We start from the raw sequence: 15234 nt of genomic DNA on the forward strand, positions 1-15234 counted from the left end.
ACGCCCATGTCGATCACCCTGCTGAGCCGCGACGGCTGCGCGGCCTGCCGGACCGCCGCCGCCGATCTGCGCCGGATCTGCACCGAGCTGGGCACCGATTTCGAGACCGTCGACGTCGACGCCGCGGCGACCGACGGCGACCGGGAACTGCGCGCCGAATACGGCGACCGGTTGCCGGTGGTGTTGCTCGACGGTGAGGAACACAGCTACTGGGAGGTCGACGAGCCCCGGCTGCGCGCCGATCTGGCCGCCCGCGCCGCCCACTGAGGCCTGATCGGACGGCCGGGCCGGGGTGGGCGCGGCGGGCATTGTGCACCGGTATACGCTGATCCGCAACCAGGGGTCCGGTGGCCTCCTCCGGCCGCGCGGAACGGTGAAAGTGGGTGTGCGGGAATGAGCGTCAACTCGACGACGGGTGCCATCCCGCAGCCGTCGGTGGCCCGCCTGGCCACCTATCTGCACGTCCTGCGCGCATTCTCCCAGCGCGGCGTGGTGCTGGCCTCCAGCCGCCAGCTCGCGACCGCGGCCGGGGTCAACCCGGCGATCCTCCGCAAGGACCTGTCCTACGTCGGCGCCAACGGTGTTCGCGGTGTCGGCTACGACGTGGGCAAGCTCACGGCCCGGATCTCGATCGCCCTGCACACCGACAACGACCAGACGGTCGCCCTCGCCGGTGCCGGCCGACTCGGCCGGGCGCTGCTCGACCACACCGGTCTCGGCCGAGGCTTCCGGGTGGTGGCCCTCTTCGACGACGATCCGGCGGTCATCGGCCGGGGGCTGGCCCCTCAGTCGCCCGTGGTGGTCCCACTCACCGACATCGAGAAGGTGTGCACGGATCCGACGGTCGGACCGATCGAGATCGGGGTGGTGGCCACACCTGACGAGCAGGCGCAGGCCGTCGCCGACGCCTTCGCGGCGGTGGGGGTGCGGCAGCTGCTCAACGTCACGCAGATCACCTTGTCCACGGACTCTGATGTCGTCGTCCGACAGGTTGATCTAGCCTTGGAACTACAGGTGTTGGCATTTCAGGCGTCGCGTGTCCCGATGGGGTCCCGCAACGCAGGTGAACTGCGTGCAGTGGTGGACCGGTAGGTGAAGAAAACGGTGACGACGTGAGTGTTTTGTTGTTCGGTGTCTCGCATCGGAGTGCGCCCGTGGAGGTGCTCGAGCGGATCTCGGTCTCCGAGCACGACCGCCCGAAGCTGATCGACGACCTCCTGTCGTCGCAGGCGATCTCCGAGGCGATGCTGGTCTCGACCTGCAACCGCATCGAGATCTACGCGGTGGTCGACGCCTTCCACCCGGCTCTCGAGGCGGTGGGAACGGTCATCGGCGACCACTCCGGGCTGACCGTCAACGAGCTCACGCCCCACGCGTACGTGCGCTACTCCGAGGCCGCGGTCGAGCACCTGTTCACCGTCGCCGCAGGCCTCGACTCGCTCGTCGTCGGCGAGCAACAGATCCTCGGCCAGATCCGCAACGCCTACCTCGACGCCGACTCCAACCACAGCGCCGGCACCGTGCTGCACGAACTGGCCCAGCAGGCGCTGCGCGTCGGCAAGCGGGTGCACAGCGAGACCGGCATCGACCGCGCCGGTGCATCGGTGGTGTCGGTGGCCCTGCACCGCGCCGGACAGCTCCTGGAGAGCGCAGGGGTGTCCCGGGCACGCTCGGCGGTTGTCGTCGGAGCCGGCGCGATGGGTGGCCTGGCCACCGCGCACCTCGCCCGCGAGGGCGTCGCGCGGATGACCGTGGTCAACCGCACGGTCGCCAACGCCGAGCATCTGGCGGGCAACATCGCCGCCAACCACGGCATCGCGGTGTCGGGTGTCGGATTCGCCGATCTGCCCGCCGCGATGGCCGACGCGGACATCGTCGTCGCGTGTACGGGTTCGGTCGGCTCGGTGATCGGGGTGGGCGACGTGCACTCGGCGCTGGCGGCCCGCGGACGTACCGAGGACGCCGACAAGCCGCTGGTCATCTGTGACCTGGGTCTGCCCCGCAACGTCGACCCGGCCGCGGCGCGCCTGCCCGGCGTGCACGTGGTGGACATCGCGGGACTGCGCGGCGACGCCGGCGCCAAGGCCGCCGAGGACGACACCCTGGCGGCCCGTTCGATCGTCGCCGGCGAGCTCGCCGACTACCTCACCGCGCAGCGTCAGGCCGAGGTCACCCCGACCGTCGCCGCGCTGCGTCAGCGCGCCGCCGACGTCGTCGAGGCCGAGATCCTGCGCCTCGAGGCCAAGCTGCCCGGACTCGACGACCCGCAGCGCGACGAGGTCGCCAAGGCCGTGCGCCGCGTCGTCGACAAGCTGCTGCATGCGCCGACAGTGCGCGTCAAACAGCTCGCCTCCACGCCGAACGGCGACCACTACGCCGAGGCGCTGCGTGAGTTGTTCGAGCTCAAGCCCGGGTCGGTGGAGGCGGTGTCGGCTCCCGAGGGCCGGCGCGGTGTCGCCGACACCGACCGGGATTCCACCGAACAGGGAGAACGGTGACCAAGCCCACTGACCGGGACGTCATTCGCGTCGGCACCCGCGGGTCGCTGTTGGCCCGCACCCAGACGCAGACCATCGTCGATGCGCTGATCGCGGCAGGCCATCCGGCCGAGCCGGTGATCATCCGGACCGCCGGTGACGATTCGGCGGCACCGGTCGCCGAGATCGGCGTCGGCGTATTCACCACGGCCATCCGCAACGCGCTCCACGCCGGCGAGATCGACGTCGCCGTGCACTCGTACAAGGATCTGCCCACCGCACCCGATCCGGGTCTGGTGATCGCGGCCGTCCCGCTGCGTGAGGATCCCCGAGATGCCCTGGTCAGCAGGGATGGCAAGGTCCTCGGCGAGCTCCCGTCGGGCTCGGTGATCGGGACCTCGGCCCCGCGACGGGCGGCGCAGCTTAGAGCATTGGGTCTCGGTTTGGAAATCCGCCCCCTAAGAGGCAACCTTGATTCTCGGTTGGGCAAAGTCGCAGATGGTGAACTCGATGCAGTCGTCGTCGCGCGAGCCGGGCTCGTACGAATCGGAAAGGCCGATGTGGTCACCGAGGCGTTCGATCCGGTGGTCCTGTTGCCGGCACCGGCACAGGGCGCGTTGGCCGTGGAGTGCCGCTCCGACGATGCCGAACTGGTGAGAACCCTCGCCGAGTTGGACGACGCGTCCACCCGCGCATCGGTCGACGCCGAACGGGCAGTGCTTGCGACCCTCGAGGCCGGATGTACTGCACCGATCGGGGCGATCGCCGAGGTGGTCGAGTCGCTCGATGACGACGGGCGCATCATCGCCGAACTGTCGCTTCGCGCGGCAGTGGCGGCCGAGGACGGATCCGATGTGATCCGCGCCTCGGTGGTGGGTCCGGTCGAACGCGCCGATCAGCTGGGTAGGGAACTCGCGGCCGAACTGCTGGAACTGGGAGCGGGCGAACTCGTCGACACTCCCTAGTTCCGGCAAGGAACTGCAGCCCTCCGCATGTGAGGGCAGGAGAGTGCGAACGCATGAGCCGTACGACGAAGAAGGCCAATCCGGGACGGATTCTGTTCGTGGGATCCGGACCCGGGGACCCAGACCTGCTGACCGTGCGGGCGCGGAGCGTCATCACCTCCGCGACCACCGCCTACGTCGATCCCGACGTCCCGGCCACCGTGGTCGCGATGATCGGTGCCGACCACCGCGAACAACCCGCCGACGACCAGCGCCGATCGACGGCCAAGGCCAAGAAGGACCAGGCCGCCAGAGATCACGCCGCCAAGGATCAGGCGAAAGCCGACGCCGCCACGTCCGACGACGCCACCTCGTCGGCCGCGACCGGGTCCGATCTCACGGCCCCCGACGTCAAGGCACCTGATGTCCAGGCCGACAGACCCGCCGAGGAGACCGAGGACCAGATCGTCCGTCCGGCGCTCGGTGACCCCACCGAGGTCGCCAAGACCCTGGTCGCCGCCGCCAAGGCCGGTGACGACGTGGTCCGGGTGGTCTCGGGTGATCCGCTGACCACCGATTCGGTGCTCGCCGAGGTCAACGCCGTGGCCCGGACCTCGGTGACCTTCGAGGTGCTGCCCGGCCTGCCCGCCGCATCGGTGGTGCCCAGCTATGCCGGCATGCCGCTCGGCTCGCGGCACACCGAGGCCGATGTCCGCGCCGAGGGCGTGGACTGGGCGGCGCTGGCCGCCGCACCGGGCCCGCTGGTGCTGCACGCGACGTCGGGTCATCTGGCCGAGACCGCGAGCGCGCTGACCGAGCACGGCCTGGCCCCGCAGACGCCGGTCGCGATCACGATCAACGGCACCACCTGTGCACAGCGCACCATCGAGGCCACCCTCGCCACGCTCAACGAGCAGGGCAATGCGCTGACCGGCCCGCTGATCCTGACGATCGGTCAGGTCGTCACCCAGCGCGGCAAGCTCTCCTGGTGGGAGTCGCGTGCTCTGTACGGCTGGACCGTGCTGGTGCCGCGCACCAAGGACCAGGCCGCCGACATGAGCGAGCGTCTGGTCAGCCACGGCGCCATCCCCAAGGAGGTCCCGACCATCGCGGTCGAGCCGCCGCGCAGCCCCGCGCAGATGGAGCGGGCGGTCAAGGGCCTGGTCGACGGCCGCTACCAGTGGGTGGTGTTCACCTCCACCAACTCGGTGCGCGCGGTGTGGGAGAAGTTCGCCGAGTTCGGTCTGGACGCCCGGGCCTTCTCCGGCGTCAAGATCGCCTGCGTCGGTGAGGCCACCGCCGCCAAGGTGCGGGCCTTCGGGATCAACCCCGAGCTGGTGCCGTCGGGGGAGCAGTCCTCGCTCGGACTGCTCGAGGACTTCCCGCCGTACGACGACGTCTTCGACCCGGTGGACCGAATCCTGTTGCCGCGCGCCGATATCGCCACCGAAACCCTCTCCGAGGGGCTGCGTGAGCGTGGGTGGGAGATCGACGACGTGACCGCCTACCGCACCGTGCGGGCCGCTCCGCCGCCCGCTCAGACCCGCGAGATGATCAAGACCGGCGGCTTCGACGCCGTGTGCTTCACCTCCAGCTCCACCGTCCGCAACCTGGTCGGTATCGCCGGAAAGCCGCACGCGCGCACCATTGTTGCCTGTATCGGGCCCAAGACTGCCGAGACCGCAACGGAATTCGGATTGCGCGTCGACGTGCAGCCGGAGAACGCCTCGGTCACCGAGCTGGTCGATGCGCTGGCCGAGCACGCCGCCCGGCTGCGTGCCGAGGGTGCGCTGCCCCCGCCGCGGAAGAAGACGCGGCGGTCGCGGTCCTGAGGGAGGTGCGTGAGATGGCTCCGGTGATCCGCCCCCGACGGCTGCGGACCACTCCGGCGATGCGTCGCCTGGTGGCCGAGACCGTTCTGGCGCCACAGGATCTGGTGCTGCCGATGTTCGTCGCCGACGGGATCGACGCCCCGCGTGAGATCGCATCGATGCCGGGCGTCGTACAGCACACCGACGACTCGCTGCGGGCGGCCGCCGAGGAGGCGGTCCGCGCCGGGGTGGGCGGGCTCATGCTGTTCGGCGTGCCCGACGCGGCGACCAAGGACGCCCAGGGGTCGGGTGCCGACGCCGAGGATGGAGTGCTGAACCGGGCATTGCGCTTGTTGCGCAAGGACTTCGGTGACGACACCGTCCTGATGGCCGACACCTGCCTGGACGAGTTCACCGACCACGGCCACTGTGGTGTGCTGGATTCCTCCGGTCGTGTCGACAACGACGCCACCCTGGACCGATACATCGCGATGTCGTTGGCGCAGGCCCGATCCGGCGCGCATCTGCTCGGCCCGAGCGGGATGATGGACGGTCAGGTCGCGGCGATCCGTGAGGCGCTCGACGCGGAGGGGTTCACCGACACCGGTGTCCTCGCGTACTCGGCGAAGTATGCGTCGGCGTTCTACGGCCCGTTCCGCGAGGCCGTGGGCTCGTCGCTGCAGGGCGATCGCCGCACCTACCAACAGGATTCCGCCAACCGCGTGGAGTCGTTGCGGGAGGTGCGTCTCGACCTCGACGAGGGTGCCGACATCGTGATGGTGAAACCGGCGATGAGCTACCTCGACATCGTGCGCGATGTTGCCGAGCTCGCCGACGTCCCGGTCGCCGCCTATCAGATCAGCGGTGAGTACTCGATGATCACCGCCGCCGCCGAACGCGGCTGGATCGATCGCGATGCCGCGATCGCCGAGTCGCTGACCTCGATCAAGCGTGCCGGTGCGTCGATCATCCTCACCTACTGGGCCATGGAGATGGCCGGGCGACTCCGCTGATCGGGGCGGCCGCGGGCCCTGGCCGGTCGCAGCCGCCGCCCGGCTCGCGGCGAAGTGACTAACCTGGGGACCATGTCTGCATCCCCCGACCCGGTTGCCTCGTCCGGGCCGCACCCGGCCGACGAGCCCGACGGCTCCCGGCCGAGACTGCCCGAATCCATCGTCATCGCATCCGAACTGTGGATCGTGGTGATCCTGGCGCACATCGTCACCCTGGTGGCCACCTACGACCAGCAGCGCGCTCAGTACCTCGACATGGTCGACGGGATGCTGAAGGATGCCACCGCCGAGCAGCGTGACCTGATCACGTCGTCGGGCCTGTTCATCGGCTCGCTCGTGGTCGGTGCCGTGATCCAGTTCGGGGTGGCGATCGTCCTGATCCTGCTGACTCGTCGCGGATACAACTGGGCACGGTTCCTGATCGGCGCGATCAGCCTGTATCTGGTGATCACCACCTTCTTCACACTCTTCGCGGATGTCTCACCGGCATGGGCGATGGTGCCCACCGTGATCGGCGGGGTCGCCGCCCTCGGTGCCGTGGTGTTGTTCCTGCGCCGCGAATCCGACACCTACTGCAAGAAGATGGCCACGTTCCGGCGCGAGTCCACACGGCCGCAGGAACCGCCGCTCCCGTCGATGGTCTATCCGGGCGGCCCGTACCCCGGACAACCCCCGTATCCCGCCCAGTCCTCGTATCCCACGCAGTCGCCGTATCCGACACAGTCCCCGTATCCGACACAGTCCCCGTATCCGACACAGTCGCCCAATCCCACGCAGTCCCCGTATCCCACCGCTCCGCCGTCCGGTCAGTACCCGGGCGCGGGACAGTATCCGCCTGCTTCGGACGCCGACCGGCCGACCTCACCGCCGTCCGGTGGGTATCCTTCGATGCCGTCGGCACCTGCCGAATCGCAGTACCCACCAGCCAGCAACAGCGACGACGAAGCCGGAGACGATGACCCGAACCGCCAGCATCCCGGGGGTGGATCCAGTGAACAGGCCTGATCCCGCACTACGTCCGAGCATCGTCGTCTGGGCATATCGCTGCTGGGTGACATCGGGCGCGTTGCTCATCCTGCTGGGGATCGGTTTCGTGGTGTTGGGGGTGTTCGTGTCGGATGCGACGCTGGCGCCGGTCGGCATCGGCGTGCTGGTCGCGGTGGTCGGTGCGGCGATCGCGCTGATGGGCACCAAGGCCTACACCGGTGACGAGCGCTGGCGGTCATCGCTGGCCGCCCTGACCCTCGTGTCGGTGGCCATGCTGTTGATCCTGAGCTTCCTGGCGATGTTCCTGGCGTTCGCGCTGCTCGCCGCGATCGTCGGCCTGTTCGGGTCGTTGCTGGCCTACCGGCCGGAGTCGGATGCGTGGTTCACCGGCAAGGACCCGAGTGAGATGGCCGACCAGCAGCGCGGGCGTCGCTCGAAGCGGTCCACCAAGGGCGGTACCGGACGCGGCAAGAAGCCGGGGCGGAGTTCTTCGTGAGCGGTGCGTCGACGCCTTCGGGCGACCCTGAACCCACCGACGAGGAGTCAGAGCCCACCGACGAGGAGTCAGAGCCCACCGACGAGGAGTCAGAGCCCACCCACGACGAGTCGGGTGATCGGGCGGCCGGGTCGGACGACGCAGAATCGGACAACGCAGGCTCGGACGGCGAGACCGACGAGGCCGACGATGAGGTCGTCCCCGCGCCTCCCTCGATCCCCGAGCCGCGCGTCGAGCCGGGTGAGGTCCTGTTCACCGAGTCGGGTGGCAGTTGGTGGGTGGTCGCGATCGGCCCGATCTTGATCGGCGCGGTCCTGGCGATGGAGATCAGCGGTCCCGGGCAGGTGCACTGGCCGATCATCACGATCTTCGGACTCATCGTGATCGGTTTCTCGGTGATCCAGGTGGTCGCCGCGCGGCGCCACGTCAGTGTGGAACTCACCGAGACCACGCTGCGGCAGGGCACACGGACAGTGGCACTGGCCGACATCGCGCGCATCTACCCCGAGAACAACGGACCGAAGGCACTGACGTGGGAGAGTGCGCCCGCGCTCGGCGAGCTGCACGGTGTGCCGCGTCGACGCAAGGGGGTGGGCGTCGAACTCTCCACCGGTGCGGTGGCGCAGGCCTGGGCGCGTGACGTCTCCCGCTTCCGTAGCGAGTTGTCGGAGGCGCATCTCGCCGTCCGGCTGGGCCTTCCACCCCGCGGCTCCACGGAGTGAGTGTTCCCGCTGATCCTGCGCGCCCGTGACGACATGCAGCCCCCGCGCTGACGCCTCGGTGCGGGGCGGGACGTCAGCCGTGGTCGAGCATCGGCGCCGACAGCAACCGCTCCGGCACACCGAAGGCGTCGACGAGGGCGCGGGCGTGCGGTCGCAACTGTAGGCACAGGTCGTTGACCCCGCGCCGGATGGCCTTGGCCCGCTCCACCGACACGTGCCGGTGCATCAGGAACCAGGCCAGATCCTCCTCGAGGACCGAGTAGACGAACAGGTCACAGACGGTGCTCAGCAGTGTGGCGGCCGCCCGGGAATCGCAGTCGTCGATCGCCTGGACGAAGGCCTCGAGCACCACCCGCTCGGTGTGCGCCCGCCCCACTTTGAGCAGGTGGTCCTGGGCGTGGTTGAACACCTCGAAGGCGTCGTTGTCGTCGTCGCGGGCACGCCGCAGGCGTTGTGCACAGGTGCGGACGAGGTGGTCCTCCCGGTTGCGCAACAACCGGATCTGCGTGCCGCGGTCGGTGAGTGCCGACTCCTCGGTGTCCTCGTCGGAGCTGTCGAGCAGGGTCTGCACCACCTGGCGCACCGCGGTCTTCTCGGCCACCACATCGCGTGCCATCCCCGCGACGAACCGCACCCAGCCCCCGGTCGAGAGTCCGCGCACGTCCTCGGCGTACGCCGACAGCAGTTCCTTGGCGACGAGCTGGGTCAGGACGGTGTTGTCGCCCTCGAACGTGGTGAACACGTCGATGTCACCGCGCAGGATCGAGAGTTGGTTCTCGTCGAGATAGCCTGCGCCACCGCATGCCTCGCGGGCCACGTTGATCGAGTGTGATGCATGCCAGGTGGAGTAGGCCTTCAGACCTGCTGCGGCGCTTTCGAGTTCACGTTGACGGGTGGCATGGTCGTCGCCGGTGTCGGTGGACGACTGCACCTCGTGCAGTTCGGCGGTCAGCTCGTTCTGCGCACACGCGATCGCATAGGACTTCGCGATCAGAGGCAACAGTTTTCGCTGGTGCCCGAGGTAGTCGAGGATCAGGATCTCGTCGTCGGTGTCCGGCGCATCGAACTGTCGTCGGACCAACCCGTATCGGGTGCCCAGGGTCAGGGCCTTGCGTGCGGCCGCACCGGAGGTCGCCCCCACCGACACCCGTCCCCGGATCAGGGTGCCGAGCATCGTGAAGAAACGTCGGTTGACGTTGTCGATCGGTGAGCGATACGTGCCGTCGGCCTCGACGTCGCCATACCGGTTGAGCAGGTTCTCCGCCGGGATGCGCACATGGTCGAAAGCGATGCGGCCGTTGTCCACTCCGGGCAGGCCGCCCTTGTATCCGCAGTCGCCGGTGGTGACGCCGGGCAGGTCGTGGCCGTCGGCGTCGCGGATGGGGACGACGAAGCAGTGCACGCCGTGGCCGTCCGGTTCGGCACCCGGCGCCGCCGTGATCAGCTGGGCGAACACCGCGGCCACCGTCGCGTGTTCGGCGGCCCCGCCGATGTAGTCCTTGCGCGCCGACGGGGTCGGGGAGTGGATGACGAACTCGCGGGTGTCGGCGTCGTAGGTGGCGGTGGTCTCGAGTTCCTGCACATTGGATCCGTGTCCGGTCTCGGTCATGGCGAAGCAGCCGAGCAGATCGAGGTCGATGATGTCGGCGACGTAGCGTTCGTGATGGCGTGCGGTGCCGAGGTTCTCGACGGCGCCACCGAACAGTCCCCACTGCACGCCGGCCTTCACCATCAGGGACAGATCGGCGTAGCCGAGCATCTCGATCGCGGTGATCGATGCCCCGACGTCACCGGTGCCACCGTGGTCGGCGCCGAATCCGGCTGCCGCGAAACCCCGTTCGGCGAGGGCCTGCATCTGCTCGAGGGATCGGGCCCGCGCCTGTGCAAGCGTCCGGGACGGATCGGGCAGGAGGTCGGGGCGGTCGATCTGGTCCCGCACGGTGTCGCGGACGGCATGCCAGCGACCGTCGAGGGTGCGCCGCAGTCCGGCGACGAGCAGATCCCCGGCACCCGGGGTCTCGTCGGGGCCGGCCGGCACGCCGGTAGTGGTCGTCTCGGGAGTGGTCGTCGTCTCGGGAGTGGACACGGGATCCACCGTACGGATCGCCGATGTCGGGATGGGGGCGTTCGGAGCGGTTGATGGACGAATCCCCCGCCCGACCGAAGCGGGCTCAGACACCGGTGTCCACGCGCCGTGCGGCATCATCGGCTGTGTCCGGCGAGACCGAGGACACCACCCGGTGGTCCTTGCGGAGTTCGCCCCCGCGGGTACGGCCGGCGACCAGGAACACCACGAGGCCTCCGACGGTGACGATCGCGCCTGCCCACAGTGGGGAGGCGTAGCCGAGACCGGCGGCGATGGTGATGCCGCCGATCCATGCGCCGAACGCGTTGCCGATGTTGAATGCGGCGATGTTCGCGCCGGAGCCGAGGGCCTTGGCCTGTTCGGAGTGACGCATGATGCGCGTCTGCATCGCAGGCACGGTCGCGAATCCGAAGCCGCCCATGAGCAGGAGCGCGATGATCGTGGCGATCTTGGACTCTGCGACCATGGAGAACACCGCCAGGATGATCGTCAGCCCGGTCAGGAGGAAGAGGAGGGTCGCGCCGAGGTTCTTGTCGGCGGCGCGACCGCCGACGATGTTGCCGATGAACAGGCCGACGCCGAACAAGACGAGCAGCCAGGGCACCATCGAGGCCGCGAAGCCGGAGACGCCGGTGAGGGTGAAAGCCATGTAGCTGAACGCGCCGAACATGCCGCCGTAGCCGAGGATCGTGATGAAGATCGAGGCCCAGACCTGGCCGGAACGGAAGATGCGGAACTCGCCGAGGACGCTCGCGTGGTGGGTGGGCTCGACCTTGGCGGCGGGGATGAGCGTGATGATCCCGATCAGGGCGATCACGCCGATGACGGTGATGGCCCAGAAGGTCGAGCGCCATCCGGCGGCCTGGCCGAGGAAGGTGCCCAGTGGCACACCGAGCACGTTGGCACCGGTGAGTCCGGCGAACATCATCGAGATCGCGGCCGCTTGGCGGGTCGGTGCGACCAGGCTCGCCGCGACGACCGAGCCGATACCGAAGAACGCGCCGTGGCACAGCGCGGCGACGATCCGCCCGAGCATCATCATCTCGTAGGTGGAAGCGAGTGCGGAGAGCGCGTTTCCGATGAGGAAGAGGACCATCAGGATGATGAGCACCTTCTTCCGATTCACCCTGGACATGGCCACGGTGAGTGCGATGGCACCGACGGCGACAGCGAGCGCGTAGCCGGAGATGAGATAGCCCGCGGTCTGTTCGGTCACGCCGAAGTCGGCGGCCACCTCGGGCAGCAGACCCATGATGACGAACTCCGTGAGTCCGATACCGAACCCGCCGATGGCGAGTGCGAGCAATGCGATGGGCATGGGGCGGTTCCTCTCAGATGATTGAGCGACGAACGCGCTCTAGGTGCGTGCGCAATCTATTGCGGACAGAGGTAGTTGCACACGCGGCACAATGAATAGTTGCACACGCTCACTATCGGCGCAAGTGGTGTAGTCTCGGGGGGCCCAACACGAGGGAGGGATACGAGCGATGAGTGTTGCCGACGACGCGGTGGAGATCCGGGCGAAGGGCTGGCGGACCCTGGCCGCCCTGCACGGAATGATCGAACCGGAGCTCGAGCGGGCACTGCAGCGCGAGCACGGGCTGTCGGTGGTGGAGTTCACCGTGCTCGACGCGCTGAGCCGTCAACACGGCTGGCATATGCGTATGCGGCAGCTCTCCCGCGCCGCTGCACTCTCGTCCAGCGCGACCACCCGCCTGGTCGCCCGGCTCGAGGACCGGAACCTGCTGACTCGCATCCTGTGCGCCGACGACCGCCGGGGCATCTACACCGAACTCACGCCGGACGGACAGAAGCTCCTCGACGAGGCCCGCCCGACCCATGATCACGTCCTCGAAGACACCCTGTCCCGCGCGCGCGAACTGCCCGAACTCGCGCCCCTGGTCTCGGCCCTCTACGACGCTGCGCCGGCCCGGTCCTCCTGAACCGGACCCGGGACCGATCGTCGAGCGCGGGCGTTTCGGCGCCCGTCAGGGCAGCAGTCCCTGGCGGCGGGCCTCGACCACGGCCTCGTGGCGGTTGTGCACACCGAGTTTGGCCATCAGGTTCTTGACGTATCCCTTGACCGTCTCCGGCCGCAGCGCCAGGCGGTCGGCCATCTCGGCATTGCTGCATCCCAGTGCCAGGTGGGCCAGGATGTCGTTCTCCCTTGCCGACAGCCGGGCGGCGTTCGGTGCGGGTGTGACCGCACCGAGTCCCCGCAGACGTTCCTCGACCCCGCGCAACTGTTCGGCGAGCGCCGGATCGGTGGTCGCCGCCGCGATCTCCCGTAATGCCACCCAGCTCTCGATGATCCCGTCGGCGACCGACGCGGGCATGGGAGCGGTCTCGGCGCGCGCCCGGTCGAGGCGCGCGACGCGGCGATCCACCTCGTCGCGGACCTCGATCTCGCGGGCCAGCCGTCGCGCGGCCACCACCACCCGGGTGACCACGGTGTCGCCGATCGGGGCCGGCGAGCGAAGACCGCCGTACATCACCGCTCGGGTGCGCCCGCCCACCACGGCGGGTGCGGCGAGCAGCGACTCGATGCCTTCGCCGGACACCTCACGGTCGTAGTCGTGGGTGATCTCGGTGGAGTTGAAGTAGTCGGGTATCGATCCCGCCCGACGCTCGACGATGGTCCGGCCGCCGAGCCCGCAGCGCGAGCTGATGACGAGGTCGCGAAGGATGGTGCTGCGGGTGCCGACGAACCCGCTGAGCAGCAGGTCGGGGCCGTCCACCACACCGCCGAACAGCACCGGCAATCCGGTGGATCGTTGGGCCTCGCGAAGCTCTGCGCGCACGGTGTCGGCGTCGTCGGGTCGGAGCAGCGGATCGTCCGCCATCGGCGATCACCTCCACTCCGCGCACCCGACCACCCCATTTCGGGGGTGGTGCACCGTCCAGTGTGATTCATACCGTGGAAGGAGTCCAAACGTCGCCGGCCTCACCGGCACCGATCACAACCCCGGAGGAGACGATGTCTGTCTCGGCTTCCGACGCCACCGGCGTCCCGACCACCGATCTCGACGCCGAGTTCGGCCGCATCGACTGCGGCGGTTCCAACCGTTCGGAGATGACGCCGCTGCGGTTCCTGGAACGGTCGGCGTCGGTGTTCCCCGACCGTGCGGCGGTGATCTACGGGCAGCGCACCGCGTCGTATGCCGAGCTCGCCGACGAGGTGCAGCGCCTCGCCCGCGTCCTCAAGAGCCGCATCACGCCGGGTGAGCGGATCGCCTATCTGGCGCCGAACATCCCGGAGATGCTGGTCGCCCACTACGCCGTGCCGCTGGCGGGTGGCGTGCTCGTGGCCCTCAACTCGCGTCTGGCCGGCCCGGAGCTGGTGTACATCCTCAACCACGCCGGTGTCACCACGCTGTTCTTCGACGCCGAGTTCCGCCACACCGTCGCCTCGATCGCCGATCAGGTCCCCGAGATGGCCACCACCGTGGAGATCACCGACCCCGAGTTCGGGCCCACCCAGGGTGCCGTCGAGGCGTCCGGGATCACCGGTCTGGTCGCCTACCCCGACTTCGTCGCCCTCGCCGACGACCTCGACCCCACGCCCATCCCGTGGACGGTCGACGACGAGAACACCGTCATCACGATCAACTACACCTCGGGCACCACCGGAAAACCCAAGGGCGTCATGTACACCCACCGCGGGGCGTACCTGAATTCGTTCGGTGAGGCCTTTCACAACGGGTTCACCGGTCACAGCCGCTACCTGTGGACGCTGCCCATGTTCCACTGCAACGGCTGGTGCACGCCGTGGGCGGTCACCCACGCATCGGCCACCCATCTGTGTCTGCGTGCGGTGCGCGCCGACGCGATCTGGGATGCGATCGACAACCTCGGTGTGACCCACATGTGCGGCGCCCCGACCGTGTGCACCACCATCGCCGGTTCGCCGCTGGCACACCGGCTGGACCGGCAGCTGCGGATCACCACCGCCGGGGCCCCACCGTCGCCGACGGTGATCGGTCAGCTCGAGGCACTCGGTGTCACCGTGGTGCACGTCTACGGCCTCACCGAGGTCTACGGTCCGTACACGATCTGCGAGTACCAGGACGCCTGGGACGACCTCGAGCCCGCCGAGCGTGCCGCCAAGCTGTCCCGGCAGGGCGTGGGCATGGTGCAGGCCGAGGACGCGCGCGTGGTCGTGCAGGGCAAGCTGCCGCTGGTCGACGTCCCCGCCGACGGCGAGACCATGGGCGAGATCGTGTTGCGCGGCAACAACGTGATGGCCGGCTACTTCAAGGATCCCGACGCCACGCGAGAAGCGTTCGCGGGCGGCTGGTTCCACACCGGTGACCTCGGCGTCATGCACCCCGACGGCTACATCCAGCTGCGCGACCGCGCCAAGGACATCATCATCTCCGGCGGCGAGAACATCTCCACGATCGAGGTGGAGCAGGCGCTCGTCAGCCACGACGCCGTGCTCGACGTCGCGGTGATCGGCGTGCCCGACGAAAAGTGGGGCGAGCGTCCCCGCGCCTACGTCCTGCTGAACCCGGGTGCCACCCTGACCACCGACGAACTCGTCGACTACGCGCGGAAGTTGTTGGCGGGCTACAAGGTTCCGCGCGACATCGTCTTCGCCGACGACCTGCCGCGCACCTCCACCGGAAAGGTGCTCAAGTTCGAGCTCCGCAAGGACGCCGCCGAGGGGTCGGCATAGTCTCCCGGAGTGACTGCCGG

14 protein-coding genes are annotated in these 15234 nt (G+C 68.9%); 11 read left to right on the forward strand and 3 right to left on the reverse strand.

Features of this window, described 5'->3' with window-relative positions; genetic code table 11:
* Positions 1-6 precede the first annotated feature (6 nt).
* From ACWDUA_RS06005 to ACWDUA_RS06045, 9 genes are all read left to right on the forward strand, one after another.
* A complete protein-coding gene (locus ACWDUA_RS06005) occupies positions 7-267 on the forward strand; it encodes a glutaredoxin family protein (RefSeq protein WP_449750099.1) in 261 nt (86 codons plus the stop codon).
* Between the two features lie 126 nt (positions 268-393).
* The gene (locus tag ACWDUA_RS06010; RefSeq protein ID WP_449750100.1) at positions 394-1092 is read left to right on the forward strand and encodes a redox-sensing transcriptional repressor Rex; all 699 of its coding nucleotides are present in this window, start codon (positions 394-396) and stop codon (positions 1090-1092) included.
* Between the two features lie 20 nt (positions 1093-1112).
* The gene (locus ACWDUA_RS06015) at positions 1113-2498 is read left to right on the forward strand and encodes a glutamyl-tRNA reductase (RefSeq protein WP_449750101.1); all 1386 of its coding nucleotides are present in this window, start codon (positions 1113-1115) and stop codon (positions 2496-2498) included.
* Positions 2495-3442, forward strand: a complete 948-nt coding sequence (gene hemC, locus ACWDUA_RS06020) for a hydroxymethylbilane synthase (protein ID WP_449750102.1) — start codon at positions 2495-2497, stop codon at positions 3440-3442. Before ACWDUA_RS06015 ends, hemC begins: the two co-directional genes overlap by 4 nt.
* 53 nt (positions 3443-3495) lie before the next feature.
* Positions 3496-5253, forward strand: a complete 1758-nt coding sequence (locus ACWDUA_RS06025; RefSeq protein ID WP_449750103.1) for a uroporphyrinogen-III synthase — start codon at positions 3496-3498, stop codon at positions 5251-5253.
* Positions 5254-5267: 14 nt separating this feature from the next.
* A complete protein-coding gene (hemB, locus tag ACWDUA_RS06030) occupies positions 5268-6245 on the forward strand; it encodes a porphobilinogen synthase (protein WP_449750104.1) in 978 nt (325 codons plus the stop codon).
* A gap of 72 nt (positions 6246-6317) precedes the next feature.
* Entirely contained in the window at positions 6318-7250 is a 933-nt protein-coding gene (locus tag ACWDUA_RS06035) for a hypothetical protein (protein ID WP_449750105.1), read from the forward strand.
* Positions 7228-7728, forward strand: coding sequence for a hypothetical protein (locus tag ACWDUA_RS06040; protein WP_449750106.1), 501 nt, complete (start codon positions 7228-7230; stop codon positions 7726-7728). The genes ACWDUA_RS06035 and ACWDUA_RS06040 overlap by 23 nt, the downstream gene beginning before the upstream one ends.
* Positions 7725-8450: a hypothetical protein gene (locus tag ACWDUA_RS06045; protein WP_449750107.1), complete on the forward strand. Its 726-nt coding sequence runs from the start codon at positions 7725-7727 to the stop codon at positions 8448-8450. The genes ACWDUA_RS06040 and ACWDUA_RS06045 overlap by 4 nt, the downstream gene beginning before the upstream one ends.
* 73 nt (positions 8451-8523) lie before the next feature.
* Here the strand turns inward: ACWDUA_RS06045 and ACWDUA_RS06050 are convergent, their stop codons facing one another.
* Complete coding sequence (locus ACWDUA_RS06050; protein WP_449750331.1) at positions 8524-10488, reverse strand: acyl-CoA dehydrogenase family protein; 1965 nt, start codon at positions 10486-10488, stop codon at positions 8524-8526.
* A gap of 133 nt (positions 10489-10621) precedes the next feature.
* Positions 10622-11854, reverse strand: coding sequence for an MFS transporter (locus ACWDUA_RS06055; protein ID WP_449750108.1), 1233 nt, complete (start codon positions 11852-11854; stop codon positions 10622-10624).
* A 169-nt stretch (positions 11855-12023) separates the two neighbouring features.
* Between ACWDUA_RS06055 and ACWDUA_RS06060 the strand changes: the two genes are divergently transcribed.
* The gene (locus ACWDUA_RS06060) at positions 12024-12479 is read left to right on the forward strand and encodes a MarR family winged helix-turn-helix transcriptional regulator (RefSeq protein ID WP_449750109.1); all 456 of its coding nucleotides are present in this window, start codon (positions 12024-12026) and stop codon (positions 12477-12479) included.
* A gap of 45 nt (positions 12480-12524) precedes the next feature.
* Here ACWDUA_RS06060 and ACWDUA_RS06065 read toward each other — a convergent pair whose 3' ends face one another.
* The gene (locus ACWDUA_RS06065; RefSeq protein WP_449750110.1) at positions 12525-13379 is read right to left on the reverse strand and encodes a response regulator transcription factor; all 855 of its coding nucleotides are present in this window, start codon (positions 13377-13379) and stop codon (positions 12525-12527) included.
* 134 nt (positions 13380-13513) lie between these two features.
* Between ACWDUA_RS06065 and ACWDUA_RS06070 the strand changes: the two genes are divergently transcribed.
* Complete coding sequence (locus ACWDUA_RS06070; RefSeq protein WP_449750111.1) at positions 13514-15214, forward strand: AMP-binding protein; 1701 nt, start codon at positions 13514-13516, stop codon at positions 15212-15214.
* Positions 15215-15234: the final 20 nt, after the last annotated feature.

This window comes from Gordonia sp. NPDC003376, assembly GCF_053589235.1.